The 21,670-nt window shown below is 71.4% G+C and carries 22 protein-coding genes and 1 tRNA gene; 7 read left to right on the forward strand and 16 right to left on the reverse strand.

All coding sequences use genetic code 11. The annotated features are described in order from the left end of the window. The first annotated feature begins 78 nt into the window (after positions 1-78). Positions 79-825: a DUF6227 family protein gene (locus ACH4G3_RS29795; protein ID WP_397627411.1), complete on the forward strand. Its 747-nt coding sequence runs from the start codon at positions 79-81 to the stop codon at positions 823-825. A 4-nt stretch (positions 826-829) separates the two neighbouring features. Here ACH4G3_RS29795 and ACH4G3_RS29800 read toward each other — a convergent pair whose 3' ends face one another. The 5 genes from ACH4G3_RS29800 to ACH4G3_RS29820 form a co-directional block, all read right to left on the reverse strand. After that, complete coding sequence (locus ACH4G3_RS29800; protein ID WP_397627412.1) at positions 830-985, reverse strand: hypothetical protein; 156 nt, start codon at positions 983-985, stop codon at positions 830-832. A gap of 129 nt (positions 986-1,114) precedes the next feature. Further along, on the reverse strand, positions 1,115-3,175 hold the full coding sequence (locus ACH4G3_RS29805) for a PTS fructose transporter subunit IIABC (RefSeq protein WP_397627413.1): 2,061 nt from the start codon (positions 3,173-3,175) through the stop codon (positions 1,115-1,117). 145 nt (positions 3,176-3,320) lie between these two features. Continuing rightward, positions 3,321-4,268 (reverse strand): 1-phosphofructokinase, encoded by a 948-nt coding sequence (pfkB, locus tag ACH4G3_RS29810; RefSeq protein ID WP_397627414.1) that lies wholly within the window; start codon positions 4,266-4,268, stop codon positions 3,321-3,323. Next, positions 4,265-5,026, reverse strand: a complete 762-nt coding sequence (locus tag ACH4G3_RS29815; RefSeq protein WP_020272462.1) for a DeoR/GlpR family DNA-binding transcription regulator — start codon at positions 5,024-5,026, stop codon at positions 4,265-4,267. Before ACH4G3_RS29815 ends, pfkB begins: the two co-directional genes overlap by 4 nt. Positions 5,027-5,191: 165 nt before the next feature. Then, the gene (locus ACH4G3_RS29820) at positions 5,192-6,697 is read right to left on the reverse strand and encodes an MFS transporter (RefSeq protein WP_397627415.1); all 1,506 of its coding nucleotides are present in this window, start codon (positions 6,695-6,697) and stop codon (positions 5,192-5,194) included. Between the two features lie 62 nt (positions 6,698-6,759). Between ACH4G3_RS29820 and ACH4G3_RS29825 the strand changes: the two genes are divergently transcribed. Next, positions 6,760-7,734, forward strand: coding sequence for a helix-turn-helix transcriptional regulator (locus ACH4G3_RS29825; RefSeq protein WP_397627416.1), 975 nt, complete (start codon positions 6,760-6,762; stop codon positions 7,732-7,734). A 49-nt stretch (positions 7,735-7,783) separates the two neighbouring features. On the opposite strand, the gene ACH4G3_RS29830 is transcribed toward ACH4G3_RS29825, so the two are convergent. Then, positions 7,784-8,470 (reverse strand): TetR/AcrR family transcriptional regulator, encoded by a 687-nt coding sequence (locus tag ACH4G3_RS29830; protein ID WP_397627417.1) that lies wholly within the window; start codon positions 8,468-8,470, stop codon positions 7,784-7,786. A gap of 474 nt (positions 8,471-8,944) precedes the next feature. Continuing rightward, complete coding sequence (locus ACH4G3_RS29835; protein WP_010035431.1) at positions 8,945-9,943, reverse strand: sigma-70 family RNA polymerase sigma factor; 999 nt, start codon at positions 9,941-9,943, stop codon at positions 8,945-8,947. Positions 9,944-10,136: 193 nt separating this feature from the next. Here ACH4G3_RS29835 and ACH4G3_RS29840 point away from each other — a divergent pair, with 193 nt between their 5' ends. Beyond that, positions 10,137-10,658, forward strand: a complete 522-nt coding sequence (locus ACH4G3_RS29840; protein ID WP_397627418.1) for a GNAT family N-acetyltransferase — start codon at positions 10,137-10,139, stop codon at positions 10,656-10,658. 61 nt (positions 10,659-10,719) lie between these two features. Here the strand turns inward: ACH4G3_RS29840 and ACH4G3_RS29845 are convergent, their stop codons facing one another. Beyond that, positions 10,720-11,505 (reverse strand): dioxygenase family protein, encoded by a 786-nt coding sequence (locus ACH4G3_RS29845; RefSeq protein ID WP_397627419.1) that lies wholly within the window; start codon positions 11,503-11,505, stop codon positions 10,720-10,722. 90 nt (positions 11,506-11,595) lie between these two features. Between ACH4G3_RS29845 and ACH4G3_RS29850 the strand changes: the two genes are divergently transcribed. Then, entirely contained in the window at positions 11,596-12,129 is a 534-nt protein-coding gene (locus ACH4G3_RS29850; protein ID WP_397627421.1) for a MarR family winged helix-turn-helix transcriptional regulator, read from the forward strand. 89 nt (positions 12,130-12,218) lie between these two features. On the opposite strand, the gene ACH4G3_RS29855 is transcribed toward ACH4G3_RS29850, so the two are convergent. After that, positions 12,219-13,766 carry an MFS transporter gene (locus tag ACH4G3_RS29855; RefSeq protein ID WP_397627422.1) on the reverse strand — a complete coding sequence of 516 codons (1,548 nt, stop codon included), beginning with the start codon at positions 13,764-13,766 and terminating at the stop codon, positions 12,219-12,221. A 130-nt stretch (positions 13,767-13,896) separates the two neighbouring features. Continuing rightward, the gene (locus tag ACH4G3_RS29860; RefSeq protein ID WP_397627423.1) at positions 13,897-14,541 is read right to left on the reverse strand and encodes a TetR/AcrR family transcriptional regulator; all 645 of its coding nucleotides are present in this window, start codon (positions 14,539-14,541) and stop codon (positions 13,897-13,899) included. 363 nt (positions 14,542-14,904) lie between these two features. On the opposite strand from ACH4G3_RS29860, the gene ACH4G3_RS29865 reads away from it, so the two are divergent. From ACH4G3_RS29865 to ACH4G3_RS29875, 3 genes are all read left to right on the forward strand, one after another. After that, positions 14,905-16,251 (forward strand): M6 family metalloprotease domain-containing protein, encoded by a 1,347-nt coding sequence (locus tag ACH4G3_RS29865; protein ID WP_397627424.1) that lies wholly within the window; start codon positions 14,905-14,907, stop codon positions 16,249-16,251. A gap of 96 nt (positions 16,252-16,347) precedes the next feature. Continuing rightward, positions 16,348-17,988 (forward strand): IclR family transcriptional regulator domain-containing protein, encoded by a 1,641-nt coding sequence (locus ACH4G3_RS29870; RefSeq protein WP_397627425.1) that lies wholly within the window; start codon positions 16,348-16,350, stop codon positions 17,986-17,988. 90 nt (positions 17,989-18,078) lie between these two features. Further along, positions 18,079-18,154: transfer RNA gene (locus ACH4G3_RS29875), tRNA-Arg, on the forward strand. A 68-nt stretch (positions 18,155-18,222) separates the two neighbouring features. Here ACH4G3_RS29875 and ACH4G3_RS29880 read toward each other — a convergent pair. From ACH4G3_RS29880 to ACH4G3_RS29905, 6 genes are all read right to left on the reverse strand, one after another. Further along, entirely contained in the window at positions 18,223-19,374 is a 1,152-nt protein-coding gene (locus ACH4G3_RS29880) for a tyrosine-type recombinase/integrase (RefSeq protein ID WP_397627426.1), read from the reverse strand. Next, entirely contained in the window at positions 19,374-19,556 is a 183-nt protein-coding gene (locus tag ACH4G3_RS29885) for a helix-turn-helix domain-containing protein (protein WP_086602848.1), read from the reverse strand. Before ACH4G3_RS29885 ends, ACH4G3_RS29880 begins: the two co-directional genes overlap by 1 nt. Then, the gene (locus tag ACH4G3_RS29890; protein ID WP_397627767.1) at positions 19,549-20,832 is read right to left on the reverse strand and encodes a replication initiator; all 1,284 of its coding nucleotides are present in this window, start codon (positions 20,830-20,832) and stop codon (positions 19,549-19,551) included. Before ACH4G3_RS29890 ends, ACH4G3_RS29885 begins: the two co-directional genes overlap by 8 nt. 158 nt (positions 20,833-20,990) lie before the next feature. After that, the gene (locus ACH4G3_RS29895; RefSeq protein WP_397627427.1) at positions 20,991-21,236 is read right to left on the reverse strand and encodes a SpdD protein; all 246 of its coding nucleotides are present in this window, start codon (positions 21,234-21,236) and stop codon (positions 20,991-20,993) included. Between the two features lie 24 nt (positions 21,237-21,260). Further along, entirely contained in the window at positions 21,261-21,455 is a 195-nt protein-coding gene (locus tag ACH4G3_RS29900) for a hypothetical protein (protein ID WP_397627428.1), read from the reverse strand. Positions 21,456-21,470: 15 nt separating this feature from the next. Beyond that, positions 21,471-21,662 carry a mobile element transfer protein gene (locus ACH4G3_RS29905; RefSeq protein WP_397627429.1) on the reverse strand — a complete coding sequence of 64 codons (192 nt, stop codon included), beginning with the start codon at positions 21,660-21,662 and terminating at the stop codon, positions 21,471-21,473. Positions 21,663-21,670 lie beyond the last annotated feature (8 nt).

Raw genomic sequence — 21,670 nt, forward strand, 5'->3', positions numbered from 1 at the left:
GGTTCCCGGACATGATGTCCGACCGAGGGGCTACGGTATGCACCCACAAGGTGACATGCAGCAACGCCGGGAGAAACCTTGAGCGTTCCGTACGAGACCGCAGCGTACGAACCCCACGACTCGCCCGAGTCTCCGGAGGAGCACCTCGCGCGACTCCTCGGCCGTGCCCTGAACTCCTTCGAGCTGCCGGACGAGACGATGAGGCGGCTGGACTGCGCGCTGGCGCACGACGGTTCGCTGCACTCCGCGCACCACAGCGCGGGCCTGCACCGGGAGACGTACCGGCACACATGGCTGCTCGCCGACGGTTCGGCGCTCACGCTCTGGGAGCTCGTCCACAACACGGCGCCCGGCAGCGAGCCGCAGCACGAGGTGTACGTCGACGAGGAGGAGCTGCGCGCCGCCACCGCGCGCCTGCCGCTGCCGCCGGACACGCCCGACTTCGAGCTGCCGGTGACGGTGCAGCTGTCCCCGGTCCCCGCACCCCGGCACGCATACGCCCAGGACGACTCGGCGGATCACGCGCGGCGTTTACTGCGGCGAGCTGAGAACGCGGACCGGCCGGGCGCGGACATGGCGGCCCTGCTGGCCACGGCGTCCGGTCACCAGATCACCCAGGCCTTCGGCCGCCCGTGCCGCGCGGGCCGCTCGGGGCTGTGCTTCTCGCTCTACGAGCACGCGTTCCTGCTGCGCGACGGCGCGGAGGTCTCCCTGTGGGAGGTGGAGCACACGGCGACGCCGGACGGGCGGCACATGTGCGAGGTGTACGCCAGCGAGGACGCGGCGCGCGAGGCGATGGAGCGGCGGGCGGCGCGGCTGTCCTAGTCCGTCAGTCCTTGTGGCCCAGCCGGCGTACCAGCTCGGCGAAGGCGTCTCTCTCCTCCGGGGTCAGTTCCGCGGACTCCGACCGGGGACCTGTCTGCCGCTGTTGCGGGAGAGCGGGGAGGGAGTGGCCCTCGGGCCACCGGGAGACGTGCTCAGGCATGCGCCCCAGTAGACACCACGGCCCGGGACTTCGGTCCCGGGCCGTGATTTTCGTGATCTATCTCGCAGGTGCCGTGAACGGTTCACACACCCCGAAAGGGGCGAACCCAGGGCCCTCAGGCGTTGGGCGTCACGCGGCCACCGGCTGCTTCGCCTCCGCCGCCTGAGCCGCGGTCTCGCCGGAGGCCGCGGCGGCGCCCGGGGCCGGCTTGCGCATGCCCTTCAGGACGACCACCAGGGCGGTGGTGACGCAGACGCCCGCGGCGATGGCGACCAGGTAGAGCAGCGGGTTGCCGATCAGCGGGACCACGAAGATGCCGCCGTGCGGGGCCCGCAGGGTGGCGCCGAAGGCCATCGACAGGGCGCCGGTGATCGCGCCGCCCGCCATCGAGGCCGGGATGACGCGCAGCGGGTCGGCCGCGGCGAACGGGATCGCGCCCTCGGAGATGAAGGAGGCGCCGAGCACCCAGGCGGCCTTGCCGTTCTCGCGCTCGGTCTGCGTGAAGAGCTTGCCGCGCACGGTCGTGGCCAGGGCCATCGCCAGCGGAGGCACCATGCCGGCCGCCATGACCGCCGCCATGATCTTCATCGCGGAGTCGCTGGGGCTGGACACCGCGATACCGGCGGTGGCGAAGGTGTAGGCGACCTTGTTGACGGGTCCGCCGAGGTCGAAGCACATCATCAGGCCGAGGAGGGCGCCGAGGAGGATGGCGTTGCTGCCGGACAGGCCGTTCAGCCAGTCGGTCATGCCCTTCTGGGCCTCGGCGATGGGCTTGCCGATGACGACGAACATCAGGAACCCGACGATCGCCGAGGAGATCAGCGGGATCACCACCACCGGCATGATGCCGCGCAGCGCCGCCGGGATGTTCACCTTCTGGATCGCCATCACCACGCCACCGGCGATCAGACCGGCCGCGAGACCGCCGAGGAAGCCGGCGTTGTTGTCGAACGCGATCATGCCGCCGACGAACCCGGGGACGATACCGGGCCGGTCGGCCATGCCGTAGGCGATGTAGCCGGCCAGGACCGGGACGAGGAACCCGAAGGCCACGCCGCCGATCTGGAAGAACAAGGCAGCCCAGCTGTCGGCCTGCAACCACATGAAGTGGTCCATCACCGACGGGGCCTTGTCGACCTTGTAGCCGCCGATCGCGAAGCCGAGGGCGATCAGCAGACCGCCCGCCGCGACGAACGGCACCATGTAACTGACGCCGGACATCAGCCACTTGCGCAGCTTGGTGCCGTAGCCCTCGCCGGCGTCGCCGGAGCGCTCCACCGGAGTGGACGGGGCGGACCCGGAGGTGACCTCGCCGCGGGCGGCCTTCTCGCGGACCTCGGCGATGAGTTCCGCGGGGCGGTTGATGCCCGCCTTCACACCGACGTCGACGGTCGGCTTGCCGGCGAACCGCTCCTTCTCCCGTACGGGCACGTCGTGGGCGAAGATCACGGCGTCCGCCGCGGCGATGACCGACGGGTCGAGCCGGGTGAAGCCGGCCGAGCCCTGGGGCTCGACGGTGACCTCGACGCCCGCCTCACGGCCGGCGTTCTCCAGCGACTCGGCCGCCATGTAGGTGTGGGCGATGCCGGTGGGGCAGGAGGTGACGGCGACGATGCGGAACGGTCGCTCCGCCGCGTCGGCGGTGCCGGCTGCGCTGTCGGTGTCGTCGGTGACCGTGGCGGCGGCGGGAGAGGCCGCTCCCGCCGACGCCACGGGGTCTTCGGAGCCGGCCTCGGCGGGCTCGGCGGGCTCGTCGCCGCGGATCAGCGCCGCCGCGGCCGTCGCGTCGCCCACCGCGCGCAGGGCGTCGGTGAACTCCGTGTTCATCAGCTGCCGGGCCAGCGACGACAGGATCGTCAGATGGGCGTCGTCGGCGCCGGCCGGCGCGGCGATCAGGAAGATCAGGTCGGCGGGGCCGTCCGCCGCGCCGAAGTCGATGCCCTCGGAGCTGCGCCCGAAGGCGAGCGTCGGCTCCGTGACGTGCTCGCTGCGGCAGTGCGGGATGCCGATGCCGCCGTCGAGGCCGGTCGGCATCTGGGCCTCGCGGGCGGCCACGTCGGCGAGGAAGCCGTCCAGGTCGGTCACCCGGCCCAGGGCCACCATGCGCTCGGCGAGGGCACGCGCCGCCGCTTCCTTGGTGTCGGCGGACAGGTCGAGATCGACCAGGTCCGCGGTGATCATGTCGCTCATCGCGGGCTCCTTAGCACGCGTATCGCCCGGTCAGTCGGGTGGGCGGGGAGGGGACGGGGGGTGCGGTGGGGGGTGACGGGGGTGGAGGCGGGTCGTAACGGGGAAGGCCGCCGATCGCGGGTCGGTCCGCGCTGCTCCTCGTACGTCATGAGGCCGGCTCCTTCAGCGCACGGTCCGCCGGGATCCGGGCCGTGACCGTCACCGCGGCCGGGTCCAGGTCGCCGGGCTCGGGCATGACACTGCCGGGCAACTGGACGGCCGCCGCGCCGTGGGCGACCGCGGAGGCGAGGGCGTCGGGGCCGCTGCCCCCGGCGATCAGGAAACCGGCGAGCGAGGAGTCACCGGCGCCCACGTTGCTGCGTACGGCGGCCACGCGGGCGCTGCCGAACCAGGCGCCCTCGTCGGAGACCAGCAGCTGGCCGTCGGCGCCGAGGCTGGCGAGCACGGCCCGGGCGCCCATCTCGCGCAGTTCCTCGGCCGCCTTCACGGCGTCGCCGACGGTGGCGAGGGGGCGGCCGACGGCCTCCGCGAGCTCCTCGGCGTTGGGCTTGACCACGTCGGGCCGTTCGCGCAGGGCCGCGAGCAGCGCGGGCCCGGAGGTGTCCAGGGCGATCCGGGCACCGGCGGCGTGCGCGCGGGCGACCAGATCGGCGTACCAGGAGGGGGCCAGGCCACGCGGGAGGCTGCCGCAGCAGGCGATCCAGGAGGCGTCGCGGGACTGCTGCCGTACGGTCTCCAGGAGCAGTTCCCGCTCGGCCTCGGACAGCTCCGGGCCCGGCGCGTTGATCTTCGTCAGGACGCCGTCGGCTTCGGCGAGGGCGATGTTGGAGCGGGTGGCCCCGGCGACCGGAACCGGCGCGACCTCGATGCCCTGCGTGTCGAGCAGGTCGGCGACGAGCGCGCCCGGCGCGCCGCCCAGGGGCAGGACCGCCACCGTGCGCTGACCGGCCGCGGCGACCGCGCGCGAGACGTTCACGCCCTTGCCGCCCGGGTCCATCCGCTCGCCGGTGGCGCGGATGACCTCGCCGCGGTCGAGGGACGGCACCTCGTAGGTGCGGTCCAGGGACGGGTTGGGGGTGACGGTGAGGATCATGCGCGCACTACTTCCGTGCCGCCGCGCTCGATCGCGACGGCGTCTTCGGGGCTCAGCCCGCTGTCGGTGATCAGCAGGTCCACATCGCTCAGGTCGCCGAAGCGGGCGAAGTGCTCCTGGCCGTGCTTGGAGGAGTCGGCGAGCAGCACCACGCGGCGGGCGGCGGCCACGGCCGCGCGCTTCACGGCGGCCTCGGCGAGGTCGGGGGTGGTCAGGCCGTGTTCGGCGGAGAAGCCGTTGGCGGCCACGAACAGCACGTCGGCCCGGATCTCGCCGTACGCGCGCAGCGCCCAGGCGTCCACGGCGGCGCGCGTACGGTGCCGGACGCGCCCCCCGATGAGGTGGAGCTGGATGCCGGGGTGGTCGGCGAGGCGGGCCGCGATGGGCAGGCTGTGCGTGACGACGGTGAGGGCGGACTCCAGCGGAAGGGCCGCGGCCATCTTGGCCACCGTCGTACCGGCGTCGAGGATCATCGTGCCCTCGCTCGGCAGTTCCGCGAGGGCAGCCTTGGCGATGCGGTCCTTCTCGTCGGCGGCCGTCGTCTCGCGCTCGGCGAGGTCCGGTTCGAAGTCGAGCCGCCCGACCGGGATGGCGCCGCCGTGCACCCGGCGGACCAGTCCGGCGCGGTCGAGGGCCTTCAGATCCCGGCGGATCGTCTCCGCCGTCACCTGGAACTCCTCGGCCAGCGACACGACATCCACTCGGCCGCCGTCACGGGCGAGCCGGAGGATCTCCTGCTGCCGCTCCGGTGCGTACATGTCTGTTCGCCTCCGCCTCGTGCCCGAACGTGTGGTTTCAGCGGGAGGCTACGCCGAGATTTCTGCGAAGTAAACAGGTTCGGACTCAATCGGGCATGATCGGAAATGAAAACGGGCTCGGCACGCATGTGCCGAGCCTGCCCCGTGACGAGGGAACAGCCGCGGTCAGGAGACCAGCACCGGTTCCTTCGGCTCAGTCGCCGCCTGCTCCCCCTCGACGTGCTGCGCCGGCCGCTTCGGCAGGGCGAACATCAGCAGGAAGATCACGCCCAGCACCGCGGCCACCCAGCCCAGCGAGTTCCGGAAGGCGTCCGCGAAGGCGGCGCCCACCTGGTCCGGGCGCAGCCGGTCGCCGATCGTGCCGAAGAAGACGACCGACACCAGGCCCAGCCCCAGCGCGTTGCCCATCTGCTGCACGGTGTTGAGCAGGCCGGACGCCGAGCCGGAGTGCTCGCGCGGCACCTCGGAGAGGATCGCGTCGGTCAGCGGGGCGACGATCAGGCCCATGCCCACACCCATCACGACCAGCGGCAGCGCCATCTGCCAGGGCGTGATGCCGAGGCCGTAGTGCGAGGACTCCCAGAGGTAGAGCAGTACCCCGGCGGCCATCACCAGCGCGCCCGCCTGGAGCACCTTGCGCCCGAAGCGCGGGACCAGTTGCTGCACCGACATCCCGGCGGCCACGGACACGGCGATCGAGAACGGCACCCCGGTCAGCCCGGCCTTCAGCGCGCTCCAGCCCAGCCCGACCTGCATGTACAGCGTCCACACCAGGAAGAACACGCCGAGCGCGACCCCGAAGACGGTCTGGACGGCGATGCCGGCCGCGAAGCTCTTGACCCGGAACAGCGACAGCTCGACCAGCGGGGAGCCGTCCCGTGCGCTCTTGCGCCGCTCGTACGCCACCAGCGCCGCGAGGACGACGAGCGCGCCGGCCATCGACACGTAGCCCCACACCGGCCAGCCCAGCTCGCGGCCGCGGATGAGCGGGTAGAGCAGCATCAGCAGGCCCAGCGTCACGAGCGCGACACCCACCAGGTCCAGCTTCAGGGCCCGCGGCGCCCTGGACTCGGTGATGAAGCGGCTGCCGAGGATCAGGCCCGCGACCCCGACGGGCAGGTTGATCAGAAAGATCGAGCGCCACTCCCACCCGAACAGGTTCCACTCGGTCAGCAGCGCGCCGAGCAGCGGACCGGAAACGGCCCCGAGCCCGACGACCGCGCCGAACAGGCCGAACACCTTGCCCCGTTCGTGCGCCGGGAAGGTCGCGTGCACGATCGACAGCACCTGCGGCACCATCAGCGCCGCCATCGCGCCCTGGAGGAACCGCGAGGCGACCAGCATCTCCGGGTTCACCGCGAGACCGCACAGCGCGGAGGCGACCGTGAACCCGCCGATGCCGACGAGGAAGATCCGCTTGCGGCCGTGGATGTCGCCGAGCCGTCCGCCGGTGATCAGCCCGGCGGCGAAGGCCAGGGCGTATCCGGCGGTGATCCACTGGATCTGGCTGAAGGACGCGCCCGATTCCCGCTGGATCGACGGGATGGCGATGTTGACGATCGTCACGTCGACGAGGTCCATGAAGGCCGCGGTCATCACGATCGCGAGGGCGAACCAGCGGCGGCGGTCGGTCCCGCCCGCGGTGCTGAGAGGGGTCTCGGTGGAGGTCATGCCCAGACGTTAGAGGGCCATTAGGTCAGATTGTGTCCTACTGGTGCGGCATCCTCGTCGGTATGACGACGGACACACCGGCCCGGCTGCTGACGCTCCTCTCCCTCCTCCAGACGCCCCGCGAATGGCCCGGCGGCGAGCTCGCCGACCGGCTCGGGGTCTCCCGCCGCACGGTCCGGCGGGACATCGACCGGCTGCGCGACCTGGGCTATCCCGTGCAGGCGACCAAGGGCTCCGACGGCGGCTACCGGCTGGTCGCCGGCAAGGCCATGCCGCCGCTCGTGCTCGACGACGAGGAGGCCGTGGCCATCGCGGTCGGCCTGCGCGCCGGGGCGGGACACGCGGTGGAGGGTCTGGACGAGGCGTCGGTACGGGCGCTGGCCAAGCTGGAGCAGGTGCTGCCGGGCCGGCTGCGCCACCGCGTGACCACACTCCAGGCCGCGACGACACCCCTGACCAGCGGGGACGGTCCGAGCATCGCGCCGGAGACCCTGACCGTCATGGCCTCCACAGTGGCCGGGCACGAGCGGCTGCGGTTCGCCTACCGGGCGGCTGACGGCACCGAGTCGCGGCGCCTGACGGAACCGTACCGGCTGGTGTCCACGGGCCGCCGCTGGTACCTGGTGGCGTACGACATCGACCGGGACGACTGGCGTACGTTCCGCGTCGACCGGGTGAGCGAACCGTTCGCCACGGGGGCGCGGTTCGTGCCGCGCGAGCTGCCGACGGGGAACGCGGCGGAGTACCTGCGGCAGTCGATGCAACGGCAGCAGGAGTCCTACGACTTCGAGGTCACGTTCGCCGCGCCGGCCGACTTCGTCGCCGCCCGGCTGCCGAAGTGGCTCGGCACGCCCGAGGCGCTGGACGACCAAAGCTGCCGGCTGCGCGGGTCCGTCGGGGACGCCGTGCAGTGGGTGGCGTTCCGGCTGGCGATGCTGGAGTGCGACTTCGTGGTCCGGTCGCCGGAGGAACTCGTGCGGGCGGTGCGGGAGTTGGGGGCGCGGCTGAGCAGGGCGGCGGCCGCGGGCGCGGAGTAGGCATCCGGCGCCGGGCCGCTGTCCGGCTCCGTCAGGACTCCCGGGGAAGTCAGGCCTCCCAGGGAAAGTCCCGCAACGCCCCCAGATTCCGCAGCGCGAGTTCCGCCGGGCTCCCCGGGCCCTCCACCGGCCCGTCCCCTTCCGCCCAGCCCTCCAGAGCCGTGCGTACGGCGGCGCTCGCGACGGCGGCGGTGAAGCGCGGCTCGGGGGCGGTGAAGCGCGGCTCGGGGGCGGCGGCAACGTTGTCGTCACCGGCCTCAGCCCCGGTCCTGGTCCCCCGTTCCGCCAGCACCTCCCCCAGCGTCCGCTCCGACGCCTGGCACACCTCCGCCCACACCCTGCGCAGGGACGGGTTCGCCTCGGCGAGGCGCAGGAGTGTGCGGACCCACTCCCAGGACGACGCCGAGACGCCGGCGCCCGGGGTGAGGGTGTGCCGCACCCCGTGTTCCAGGGCCCGGAGCACGCTCGCGTCGGCGGGTGCCGCGCGCACCGCCTCCACCCAGCGCTGGGCGCCGGCCGCGTAGAGCGGGGCGACGGCCTCCTCCTTGCTGGCGAAGTACCGGTAGAAGGTGCGCGGGGCGATGCCGGCGGCCTGGGCGATGTCCTCCGCGCGGGTGGCGCGCAGACCGTGCCGTACGAAGAGGCCGGCCGCGGCCCGGGCGATCTCCATACGCGTCTCGGCCTTCCGCCGCTCGGTCAGCGTGGCCTGAGGAGGGGTCGGGGTGGTGCTGCTCACGCCCGGCAGGCTATGCCCATGTGACACAATCTGCCATCTGGCGGGCCACCCCGTGGTTCAGGTACGGGGTGCCCCGCCCTCCATCACCCCGATCTCCCCCCCGTTCATGCAGAGAGCCGGGCCCCGGCGCCCGGGGGGAGGGACGCCGAAGCCCGGCTTTGGGAGAGTCCCGGCGCCGGGGGGAGTGCGACGGGACTTGGCTCTGGGGGGCCAGGGGCGCGGCCCGGGCCCGAACTGGTGGGCCCGGAAGTCTTGTTCCCGGTGCCCCGCGGGTTGAAGCGGCGTTACATCGCCATGTTTGCGCGGTCTTTCGCCACCCGGCGTACGCGGTGACCGCCGGGCGCACACCGTCCGTCACCGACAGCCCCTGGGACAACACGCCCACGGGCTGCGGGACGAGCCGTACGCCCGGACGCCCCACCGGCGAGCACCGGCACCGGTGAACACCAGCACCGGTGAACACCGGCACCGGCGTCACGCCGCCGCGTCGAACCCAGTGCTGCGCGCCAGCTTCTTCAGCTCCAGCAGCGCATGCTTCTCGATCTGCCGGATGCGCTCACGGGTCAGGCCGTGCTCCTTGCCGACCTCGGTCAGCGTGCGCTCCCGGCCGTCCTCGATGCCGTAGCGCATCTTGATGATCGAGGCCGTGCGCTGGTCGAGGCGGCCGATGAGGTCGTCGAGCTCCTCGCTGCGCAGCAGCGTGAGCACCGACTGCTCGGGCGACACCGCCGAGGTGTCCTCCAGGAGGTCGCCGAACTGGGTCTCGCCCTCGTCGTCCACCGACATGTTCAGCGAGACCGGGTCGCGGGCCCAGTCGAGCACGTCGGTGACGCGCTCCGGCGTCGAGCCGAGCTCGGCGGCGATCTCCGCGGGCTCCGGGTCGCGCCCGTGCTCGCGGTTGAACTCGCGCTGCACCCGCCGGATCCGGCCAAGCTCCTCCACGAGGTGGACGGGCAGGCGGATCGTACGGGACTGGTCGGCTATGGAGCGGGTGATGGCCTGGCGGATCCACCACGTCGCGTACGTGGAGAACTTGAAGCCCTTGCGGTAGTCGAACTTCTCGACCGCGCGCACCAGGCCGGCGTTGCCCTCCTGGATCAGGTCCAGCAGCGGCAGGCCACTGCGGGGGTAGCGGCGGGCGACGGCGACGACCAGGCGCAGGTTGGAGCGGATGAAGACGTCCTTGGCCCGCTCCGCATCGGCGACCAGGGCTTCGAGCTCCTCGCGGGTGGCGTCCGCCTTGGTCTCCTCGTACCCGTCGAGGACCTGCCGCGCGAACACACCCGCTTCGATGACCTGGGACAGCTCGACTTCCTTGGCGGCGTCGAGCAGCGGTGTGCGCGCGATCTCGTCGAGGTACATGCCGACCAGGTCGCGATCGGCGATCTCGCCGCCATGGGCGCGAACACTGCTTGCCGCGTCGGCCGTCTCGCCGGTGGCGGACTGACGACGGGCGACGGCACGGGTTGCCATGCGTGCTCCCTTGCGATGGTGAGGTCAGCGGGTGGTCCTTCGGACGCTGGACTCCGTCTCCGGGACTCTCCGGACTCTCCTCGGGTGCCCTGCATCCGATGGAAACAACGACTGGAATCAGGACAGAATTCCCAACCTGCCCCTCAATTTTTCGGATCATGCAGTACCCTGTCGGACCCCATGAGGAGGCGCGGTGCCGACGGAACGTACAGAGGTGCAGGTCAGACCGGGAGTCGAGGGTGACCTCGAAGCTCTCACGGCCCTCTACAACCACTATGTACGTGAGACGGCGATCACATTCGATACCGCGATCTTCACTCCGGAAGAGCGCCGCCCTTGGCTGCTCTCCCACCCTGAAGACGGACCGTACCGCCTGATGGTTGCCACGGCCCCGGACTCACAGGAGATTCTGGGCTACGCCACGTCCAGCCCCTTCCGGGCGAAGCCCGCCTACGCGACCTCCGTGGAGACGACGGTGTACGTCGCCCCGGACGCCGGCCGCCGCGGCGTCGGCACCCTGCTCTACAAGGCCCTTTTCGAGGCCCTGTCCGGCGAGGACCTGCACCGCGCCTACGCGGGCATAGCGCAGCCGAACGAGGCGTCGGCGCGGCTGCACGAGCGCTTCGGCTTCCGGTACGTCGGTACGTACCGGGAGGTCGGCCGCAAGTTCGGCCGCTACTGGGACGTGGCCTGGTACGAGAAGGACCTCGCCTAGGACCTCGCGGACCTCGCGTTTCGGTCCCGGCCCGGTCCCGGCCCCGGCCGCGTACCCGGCCTCAGCCGAACTGCACCGACCGCTTCGCCAGCCCCATCCAGAAGCCGTCGATCACCGACTTCTGCAGGTCCAGCTCACCGGCGGCGTCGGCCGCGCCCATGGTCACGAACAGCGGGGCGAAGTGCTCGGTGCGCGGGTGGGCGAGCTGCCCCGCGGGCGACTTGCGGGTGAAGTCGAGCAGGGCGTCCACGTCCCGCCCCTCCAGCGCCCGCCGGCCCCAGTCGTCGAACTCCGCCGACCAGGCGGGGATGCCGCCCTGCCGGAGCGCGGCCAGGTTGTGGGTGAAGAAGCCGGAGCCGACGATGAGCACGCCCTCGTCCCGCAAGGGGGCGAGCCTGCGGCCGATCTCCATGAGCCGGACCGGGTCGAGCGTCGGCATGGAGACCTGGAGGACGGGGATGTCGGCCTCCGGGTACATCTCGACCAGCGGGACGTACGCGCCGTGGTCGAGGCCGCGGTCGGGGACGTCCTGGACGGGAACACCGGGGGCGCGCAGCAGCTTGCGTACCGACTCGGCGAGCTCCGGTGCGCCGGGGGCCTCGTAGGTCACCCGGTAGTAGTGCTCCGGGAAGCCCCAGAAGTCGTAGACGAGCGGGACGGTCTCGGTGGCGCCGATGGCGAGCGGGGCCTCCTCCCAGTGGGCGGAGACCATCAGGATCGCCCGGGGGCGGGGCAGGCCGGCCGCCCAGGCTGCCAGTTCACCGGGCCAGACCGGGTCGTCCGCCAGCGGCGGGGCGCCGTGACTCAGGTACAGAGCGGGCATGCGCTCCTGGGTGGCGGCGGACATGCTGCGGCTCCTTCCAAAACATGGTTCCCTAACAAAACTGTACGGGGCATTTGTTTAAAGTTCAAGGAGGGGCCACGTAGAGTGGAAGACATGAAGGCACCCGCATCCGCACCGACCCCGGGCTCCGTGGCAGAGCCTCCGGAGCCGCGCTGGCTCACCGACGACGAACAGCTGGTATGGCGCTCGTTCATGGAGGGCGTCACCCTTCTCGACGACCACCTCGACCGTCAGCTCCAGCGCGACGCGGGCATGCCGCACGTCTACTACGGACTTCTGGTCAAGCTCGCCGAGGCGCCGCGGCGGCGGCTGCGGATGACGGAGCTCGCCATGCTGGCGAAGATCACCCGCTCCCGCCTCTCGCACGCCATCGCGCGTCTGGAGAAGAACGGCTGGGTGCACCGCGAGGACTGCCCCGACGACAAGCGGGGCCAGTTCGCCGTGCTCACGGACGAGGGCTACGAGGTACTGCGGCAGACCGCGCCGGGGCATGTGGAGGCCGTACGGCAGGCGGTCTTCGACCGGCTCACCCCGGAACAGCAGAAGTCCCTCGGCGAGATCATGCGGATCATCGCCGAGGGACTTCAGCCGGCCGAAGCCGGTGCGGACCTGCCCTGGCTCCGCTGAGCCGGGGCAGGTCCTGGAATCCGTAGGTACGGGGCGTCCCCTTCCCCGTACCTACGGAGGGCCCGAAGGGGTGTTTCCGGTTGCGGCCGTCAGTGGGCGACGACCGGGACCTGCACCTCGTCCGCCACGCCCTCGCCGGAACCGGAGCCGGTCACGGTGGCGCTGCCGGGGCGGCCTGCGTTGACGAAGGTCAGGGCGATCCCGGCGGCCACGACGAGGATGCCGACGGCGAACCAGATGGCGCTCGTGTAGCCCTCCACCATGGCCTCGAGCTGGACCAGCTGCTGCTGGGACCGGCTGGTCGCCCCGGCGATGTGGTCGGCGACGTACGCCGTGGTCGCCGAGGCGGCGATGGTGTTCAGCAGAGCCGTTCCGATCGCGCCGCCCACCTGCTGCGAGGTGTTGACCATCGCCGAGGCGACACCGGAGTCCCGCGGCTCGACGCCCTGGGTGGCCAGCGACATGGCCGGCATGAACGCCGTACCCATGCCGAGACCGAGCAGCAGCATCGCCGGCAGCAGCAGAGCGGCGTACGAGGAGCCGATCTCCAGCTGGGTCAGCAGCAGCATGCCGAGCGCGGCGACCAGGAAGCCGGGGCCCATCAGCAGCCGCGGCGCGACCCGGGTCATCAGGCGGGTGCCGATCTGGGTGGAGCCGGTGATCATGCCCGCGATCATCGGCAGGAACGCGAAGCCGGTCTTGACCGGCGAGTAGCCCTTCACGATCTGCAGGTAGTAGGTCAGGAAGAGGAACAGGCCGAACATCGCGATGATCGCGAGACCGAGGGAGAGGTAGATCCCGCCGCGGTTGCGCTCGGTGATCACACGCAGCGGCAGCAGCGGGGCCTTGACCTTGGACTCGACGAGCACGAAGGACGCCAGCAGCACGGCCGACGCGACGAACATGCCGACGGTCACGGAGTCGCTCCAGCCCGCCGACTCGGCGCGGGTGAAGCCGTAGACGAGGGCGACCAGGCCGAGGGTGGACAGGATGACGCCCGGGATGTCGAGCGGGGAGCGGTTGCGGCCGCCCTCCGGCTCACGGATGACGAAGTACGCACCGGCCGCGGCGACGATCGCGAACGGGATGTTCACGAAGAACGTCCAGCGCCAGTCCAGGTATTCGGTGAGGAAGCCGCCCAGGATCAGGCCGACGGCACCGCCGCCACCGGCGATCGCGCCGTAGATACCGAACGCCTTGGCGCGCTCCTTGGCGTCGGTGAACATCACGGCGAGCAGGGAGAGCGCGGCGGGCGCGAGCAGGGCACCGAAGACGCCCTGGAGGGCGCGGGCGCCGAACATCATCGCCTCGTTGGTGGCCGCCCCGCCGAGCGCGGAGGCCACGGCGAAGCCGCCCAGGCCGACGACGAAGGCCTTCTTGCGGCCCCACAGGTCGGCTATCCGGCCGCCGAACAGGAGCAGACCGCCGAAGGCGAGCGCGTAGGCCGTGACGACCCACTGCCGGTTGCCGTCGGAGATGCCCAGGTCCTGCTGGGCCGAGGGCAGGGCGATGTTCACGATGGTGGCGTCCAGGACGACCATCAGCTGGGCGAGCGCGATGAACACGAGCGCTTTCCAGCGGCCGGGGTCCGGCGAGGCCGCCGGAGCGCCGAGTGCCTTTGAGGCTGTTTCAGACATGGGGATACCCACTTCGGGACAAGATGACGGAAAAAAAACGGAAAAAAGGTGTCGCTGAGGGACGACTCGACGACCGGTGCGGCCGTGAGTTCCGGGTGTGGTGACTGAGGTGGCGCCGGGATCTAATCGGTCAGGATTGGCGGAGGGCCTCCATGGTCACTGCCGTGCCCGGCAGGGTGGACCGGGCCGGGGCCCGCAGTCCGTCCAGGAACAGCTGAAGATGACGGTGTACGAAGCGGTCGGCACTGAAGCACGCCGTTCCGGCCGGGGGCCGGCTGAGCTGGGCCACGGCGACCATCAGGTCCCCGACGCCGACGTCGGGGCGGAGCTGGCCGGCCACCTTGGCGCGGTTCATGACCGTCTCGAGGATCCGCTCCACGCGCTCGCGCGCCGCTTCGAGATCGGGGTGGTTCTCGTCGAACGTGGACGAGACCATCGGGCACAGCGCGCTGATCCGCTCGTCGGCGGAGGTGTGCACGAAGCGCTCCAGGGCCTCGAACGCGTCCCCGGTCTCCGCGAGCGCGCGCTCGCCCGCCGCGCCCGTACGGTCCAGTACGGAGCAGACGACCTCGCGCACGAGCGCGTCGCGGTCCGGGAAGTTGCGGTACACCGTGGCGTTGCCGACGCCGGCCCGGCGGGCGATCTCGTCGAGCGGCACCTCGGGGCCGTGCTCGACGAACATCTCCCGGGCGGCGGTGACGATCCGCTCCCGGTTGCGCAGGGCGTCGGCACGGGGCCGGGGCGCCTTGCGCGGTGCGGGGGTGGCGGTCTGCACGGTGTACTCCTGGGTGAGGTGCTCTGGTGTGACGATCCGGGGAGGGGCTCCCCGTTTCAGTCGGACACATGGCTAAACGGGGACCAGGTCCCCGGTATTTCCCGCACCTGGACTTTTTATTAGTGACCTGGCTCACAAGCCCGATGGGGGTCACGACTCGCCGCGACTGACACGGCCGCCACCGCCGCTACTACGGCCGCCACCCGCCGCTAATACGGCCGCCACCCGCCGCTACTGACGGGAAACCCACGATCGGTCTCCTCCAACGCGCGTCCCCCCACCCCGCGACGCAGGGTGATCGCAAGGGCGCAGCCGGAGACCGGAGGCTGCCGTGGCGCGGGAGGTACCTTGCAGGTCCCTGGCATGCAGCCGCAGCCGCAGCCCCGGCGCCCCCGTCGGCACGCCTCGGGGCCGCCCGGCCGCCGGATACCCCGGCGGCGTCTGGCCGCTCTCGCTTGCGTGTCCGCCCTGACCTTCACGGTCAGCACCTCGGCCGGCACGGGCCACCTCGCCCCGGGCGCCACCACGGCCGGAGCCGGCTCGATCACCCTGTCCCGCAGCTCCGCGCACGGCCCCTGCCTGATCCGCGGCGCCCCCGAGATCCAGATGTCCGAGGGCATCCCCACCAGCGCCGGCTACGCCCGCTCCACCGGCACCGTCCGCGCCCTCACCCTGATGATCGACTTCTCCGACGCCCCCGGCGAGGGCAAGGCCCTGGACCGCTTCCGGGAGTTCTTCCCGCAGACCCGGCACTGGTTCCGCACCAGCTCCTACGGCCGCCTCGACTACCGGCCCGCGCTCCCGATCCGGGAGTGGGTGCGGATGCCGAAGTCCTTCCGCGAGTACGGCATAGAGCGCGGCGCCCCCTTCGACCCCGGCTACCGCTCACTGGTCCAGGACCTCGTGGCCGTGGCCGACCCGAAGGTGGACTTCCGCGAGTACGACCTGCTGAACGTACTGGTCACCCCGAACGCCGGCCCCTCCGCCCTCGACACCGTCCTCTCGGTCACCTTCGCCGGCAACCCCGAGGCGCCGACGGCCGACGGCAAACCCGTGGCCAACGCCTCCTTCGTCTACTCCCGCCAGGACGACGGCTCCGGCTCCTACGACCGCACCGGCTACCGCGTCCTCCCCCATGAGAACGGCCACGTCTTCGGCCTGCCCGACCTGTACACCGCGGAGGGCGGGGGCGCGGTCGGCCACTGGGACATCATGAGCGAGGACTGGGGCGCCAACAACGACTTCCTCGGCTGGCACAAGTGGAAACTGGGCTGGCTCGACGCCGCGCAAGTGCACTGCGTATCGGACCCCGGCACCACGGAGTTCACCCTGACGCCGCTGGCCCGCACGGGCGGCTCCAAGCTGGTCGTCGTACCCCTGGACAGCAAAGCCGGCTACGCCGTCGAACTGCGCACCCGCGCCGGCAACGACGAGGCGGTGTGCCGCCCGGGCATCCTGATCTACAAGGTCGACGCCGCGGTGGACACGGGCATGGGCCCGATCACCGTCCAGGATTCCCGCCGCGACAGCGGCGGATGCACACGCGCGCCGAACGTCCACTCGGAGTTGTCCGACGCACCGTTCGCGCCCGGGGAGACGTTCAGGGATCCGCGGACGGGGGTCGTGATCAGGGTGGTGGGGACGGAGCCGTCGGGGGACTACCGGGTGCGGGTGACGCGGCAGCCGACAGCGGCAGGCGGCAGGAGGTAGGGGCCCGGCGGGGGTCGATCAGCGCACAAGCGCCGGGCCGATTCCGGATTACGGTAGGCGTGCCGCGACTGCCGCGACCGCCGTACCGGAGAGCCGATGCCAGCGAAGCCCACGAACGACGCCCACGAGAGGGCCGGGACCGGGGTGCCCGCCGAGGCGGTCACGCCGTTGATCCGCGGCATCGCGGTCCTGCGGGAGCTGACGGAGTCGAACGGCACCCTGAGCCTCAGCGCCCTCGAACGAGCCACCGGCCTCGCCCGCTCCACGGTCGACCGCATCACGGCCACGCTCGCCCTCATGAACTACGTCCGCGTGGACGGCAGGGACGTGCACCTGGCCCCCCGCCTGATGGAACTGGGCAACACCTACCTCTCCGCCCTGCGCCTGCCCGCCCTCCTCTCCGCCCGGGCGGACGCCCTGGCCGACGAACTGGACGAGTCGGTCTCCCTCGCGGTCGCCGACCGCGACGGCATCCGCTTCATCCACCAGGCGACCCGCCGCCGCGCCATGTCCCTCAGCTTCCGCATCGGCGACCTGCTCCCCGCCGAACGCACCGCACCGGGCCCGCTGTTCGCGACGCAGTGGACGGACACCGACTGGCGGCACTGGCGCGACCGCAGGGCGTCGGACCCCAGGGATCTGTCCTTCACGGCGGTACCGCCGCGCACGTACGGAGCGGACGCACGGGACGACGAGGCCTTCGTCAGCCGCACGGAAGAGGCCGCCGTGAACGGCTGGGCCCTGGACGACCAGCTGATCGAACCGGGCCTGGTGGCGGTCTCGGTACCGGTCCGGTCCCCGCACGCAGGCGACGGCCGGGAGATCGCGTGCGTGGCGAGCGTGGTCAGCCACACGAGCCGGCACACCGCGCACGACCTGCGCGCCACCCTGCTGCCGAGGTTGCGGTCGGCGGTGACGGAGATGGAACGCGAGCTGCACCGCACGCCACCCCCGGAGCCCGGCCCGCCCCCCTCGAACCTGGCGCTCTGGACGGGCGCGTCCAAGCAGCAGTTGGGCCGCGACTTCATCGAATCCCTGGCACGGGGCCTGACGGTCCTCACGGCCTTCGGCGAGGGCAGGCCGGAGCTGACCCTCACGCAGGTGGCCCAGGCGACGGGACTGGCCCGGGCGACGGCCCGCCGAGCACTGATCACCTACGAACACCTGGGCCTGGTCGCGACCCCGGACCCCCGCACCTTCACCCTCACCCCCCGGGTCCTCTCCCTGGGCTTCCCACCCCTCTCCCGCCTGTCCCTCCCCGAGATCGCCCAGCCCCACCTGTCCGATCTGACGTCCCGCATCCACGAGTCGACGTCACTGGCGGTGCTCTCGGACTCGGGCGAGGAGATCCAGTACACGGCCAGGGTGGCGACGGGCCGCGTGATGAGCGTGAACATCACGGTGGGCACACGCCGGCCGGCGTACGCGACGGCCCCGGGCCGAGTCCTGCTGGCAGACACCCGCACGAGCCACGAACAACTCGACCTGCCCTCGATCCACTCCCAGGGCTACGCCCTGGTCGACGAGGAACTGGAAGAGGGCCTCCGCTCCCTCGCGGTCCCGATCCGCGACCGGTCCGGAAGGGTGGTGGCCGCCCTGAACACAGCGATGCACGCGAGCCGCCACACCCGCCGCGCGTGCGTGACGGACCTCCTCCCCGAACTGACGTCAACAGCCACCCGCATCGAGTCGGACCTCCACACCGCCGGCCGCTTCACTCACGTCCCCCTGACCTGACCCCCACACCCGCCCGACCCGTATCCGGTACGCTGACGCCTGTGGTCCTCCCAGACCACAGGCACGCCGCTGCTTGCGTCCGATGCCACTGCCTTCGTAGCTCAGGGGATAGAGCACCGCTCTCCTAAAGCGGGTGTCGCAGGTTCGAATCCTGCCGGGGGCACCAGCCAAAAGGCCCCGGACCGATCTTGGTCCGGGGCCTTTGACATCTACTTCTGACATCAACGCGGGCGGTCAATCGCGGATGGGGCGTCTCCTGAGCAGGCGATCCATGTGGCTCATGGCTTCGCGCTGCGTGTCCTGGACGACGTGGGTGTAGACGTCCATGGTGATGCTGATCTGGGAGTGGCCGAGGATCTCCATCACCACGCGGGGCGCGACTCCGGCCGCCGTGAGGAGGGTGGCGGTGCCGTGCCGGGCATCGTGCAGCCGGATGACGCGGAGGCCGGCGGACTGGGCGACACGGGTGAAGGAGCGGTACAGGTTGCGCGGCTCGACCGGGCGGCCGGTGCGGGTGGTGAAGACGCAGGCCGACTCCTGCCACCTCTCCCCCGCCTTGGCACGGGCAGCCGCCTGCCGCATGCGGTGCCAGCGCAGAGGCGCGATGCAGAGGGCGGGCAGAGGGACGGCACGACGGCGGCGGCTTTTGGGGTCGTCGTCGTACAGGACGCCACGGCGGCGCTGGATCTGCTGGCGGACGTACAGGACGCGGTTGTCGAGGTCGACGTCCGACCACCGGAGGCCGACGATCTCTCCTCGGCGCAGGCCCATCCCGATGGCGAGCACGAAGGCCGCGTACAGCGGGTCTTTGCGGGACGCAGCGAGGAAGTCGAGGGTCTCGTCCAGCGTCCAGGGCGTGAGTTCTCGGTTGTCGGTGCGGGGCGGCTCGACGAGCTTCGCCACGTTCCGCGTGATCAGTTCCTCGCGGCAGGCGGAGGACAGCGCCGAGCGCAGAACTCGGTGCGATTCCTTGGCCGTTGCGGCGGTGGTCTCCTTCTCCAGGCGGACGAGGAAGCGGCGGACGTCGGCGACGCCGAGCGATTCGAGCCGCTTGGAACCGAGCAGGGGCACCAGATAGAGCCGCACGTGCGCCTCGTACTTGTCGAACGTGCTGAGCTTCCGCCGGGGCTTGATGACGTTGTCCAGCCAGTACGGGAGCCAGTCCGAGAGCTTGGCCGACTTGGTGGGCACGGGCACGCCCTGGTCGACTTTGTCGAGCAGCTCGCGGCGCTTGGCATCACACTCGGCCCAGGTCTTCCCGTAGGCGAACTTACGGGCACGTGTGCCGTCCGGCTGGAGGACGTAGACCGCGCACTGGAAGCGCCCGTCCTTCCGCTTGGTGATGGTGCCCGCCCCGTTGGGGTTCCGCTTGCGTTGTTGGGCCATCAGGCGGCCGCCTCCAATTCGTTGGTGATGTACTCCCGAACGGCCCGCGCGGGTATGCGACGACACCGGCCGATGGTGATCGAGGGCAGACGACGGGAGCGGATGAGGTCATAGACGGTGGAGCGGCCGAGCTTGAGCCGCTCCATCACGTCAGGCACCGTCAGCAGTTCGTCGTCATGCATCGGTCGGCTCTCCTTCCGTTCCGGGGGCAGGTTCAAGGGATGCGGCCAGCCAGGCTTCGGTGTCCGAGAGGCCGGTTCCTGCGAAGACCCAGTGGGCGAGGACGTACGTCGTCTCGGGCTCGAGGCCGTTGGGTGCTGCGGCTTGGGTGCGGCGCCACTGGGCGCGGGAGTCGCGGAGGGCACCGAGGGTGGTGGAGTAGCGGCGGGACTTGGTGGAGAAGTGGCCGCGGAAGCCGAGCATGTGGGCCCAGGCGCGCAGGCGGAGGTGTTCGAGGTCCTTGCGTGCGCCGAGGAACCAGGCGGTGCGGATCAGGCGGCGGGCGTGATCGCTGATGTCGAGCTGGGCGAGTTCGGCGGCGAACTTGAGCGGGCGGTCGAGAGCTCCTGTCGCCGTCTCGGCGCCTTTGGTGGCGTACTTGGCGATGTAGGCGGCGACAGCTCGTTCGGTCAGTTCCTGGCCGCCGTCGAAGTCGGCCGAGCGGATGGTGCGTACGTCGAGTTGGCGGCCGAAGGTGAAGGTGTGGGTGCGGCCGTCGATGGTCGGGCCGTCCACGCGGACCTTGGCGGCGGCAGCGCGGATCGCGTCGGTGAGCAGTTCGGCGGTTGCCCAGGTAGGGGGTGGGGTGTCGCCGCCGCTGGGGCCGTCGATGCGGATGACGGCATGGAAGTGGACCGCGCCGCGCTTCTGGTATTCGGCGACCTTGGCGAAGGACACGCGGGCGTGCTCGCGGAAGCGCCGCTGGGAGAGGCCGGCGCGCTTGGCGACCTCGCGGCGCAGGTAGGTGGAGAAGCGCCGCCAGAGCGGACCGGCGTGGGCGTTCCAGAGGATGGCGGCTTCGTAGTCGTAGGTGCCCGGGTCGAGCGGGGAGCCGAGTACGTCGTCGTCCTGGTGGTGATGGGTGCCGCAGCGGCACGGGCGACCGCTGGAGGGGCGGTTGTGGACCGGGCCGAAGCTCGGCGCGGTGAAGGTGGCGAACACGCGGGGGTGGGCGGCGACGTGTTCGGGGATGCCCTTGCCACCGCGCAGGCCGGAGGTGATCAGGTGGAAGGTGTCGCGGCGGTAGACCTCGGCGCAGGCGGCGCAGCGAGTCGTGCGGCGGTTGTTGCAGCGGACGAGGAGCTGACCGGCCGGGAGGCTGGACGAGTCGAGGCGGTGGAGGACGTTGCCGATCTCGCCAGTCGTGGTGTCGACGTCGTACTCGGTTCGGTGGCCGTCGAGGCGGATCGGGTTGGTGCAGCCGCCGAGTCCGGAGAGCTGGCGGAGGATACCGGGCAGCGTGCCCTGCGCGGCCAGGTTCGCGAGTTCCGGGAGTGGTGCCGGAGTGGTGCGGGTGAAGATGGCGTTTCCCCTTCTGACTGGCTCGGTCGGGAGGAACAGGCCCCGGGGCGGCGAAATGCTTGGTCGTGTGCCGCCGCCTCGGAGGCCAGCGCGGTTCAGCGGCGGTGGTGGTCGCGGAGCATGGAGCGCAGGACGACGGCGGCCACGGCAACGGAGATGGCCGTGACGGCGACGGCGGCCAGGAGCGCGGTGAGGACGACTCCACCGACGACCAGGGCCGCGACGGTCTTCTGATCGATGGAGACCGACGGGAACGAGCGCTTTACGGGTGCCGTCTCGGTCGGGGTGTGGGTATGAGCGGGCGGCGGGGTCGGGCTGTAGGGGTACTTCGGGAGGAACACGGTCAGGGCTCCTTATCTACTCGTCTAGGCGTGTGGGCCGTTTATGACGCTTACGCCGGTGCGCGTGCCGGACTCGATGGCAGGTGCGAGGAAGGTGCGGGAGAGCCAGAAGCCGAAGAGGGCGATCAGGACGACGATCCAGACACGGACGCCAAGGAACCTGACTGCTCCCCAGGCGGAGAAGCCAAGGATGACGACGAGCGGCAGGCTGACGGTCACGGGGTGAGAGTCCTTTCAGCGGACGGGGCAGCGGTGGGTGCGGGCGGCCAGCTCGGCGGCGGCGCGGCCGTCGTAGTCGGTGGAGAAGCCGCAGCGCGGGGCGGTGCAGGCGGCGGTGTGCTTCTTCTGGCCCCGGCCGTCGTAGTACGTGCCGACCTGGACGGGGCCGATGCGGACGACGTTGCGGAAGCGGCGGTTGGCGGTCACGCAGGTCT

Source organism: Streptomyces afghaniensis, assembly GCF_044327915.1.
Taxonomy (GTDB): domain Bacteria; phylum Actinomycetota; class Actinomycetes; order Streptomycetales; family Streptomycetaceae; genus Streptomyces; species Streptomyces afghaniensis.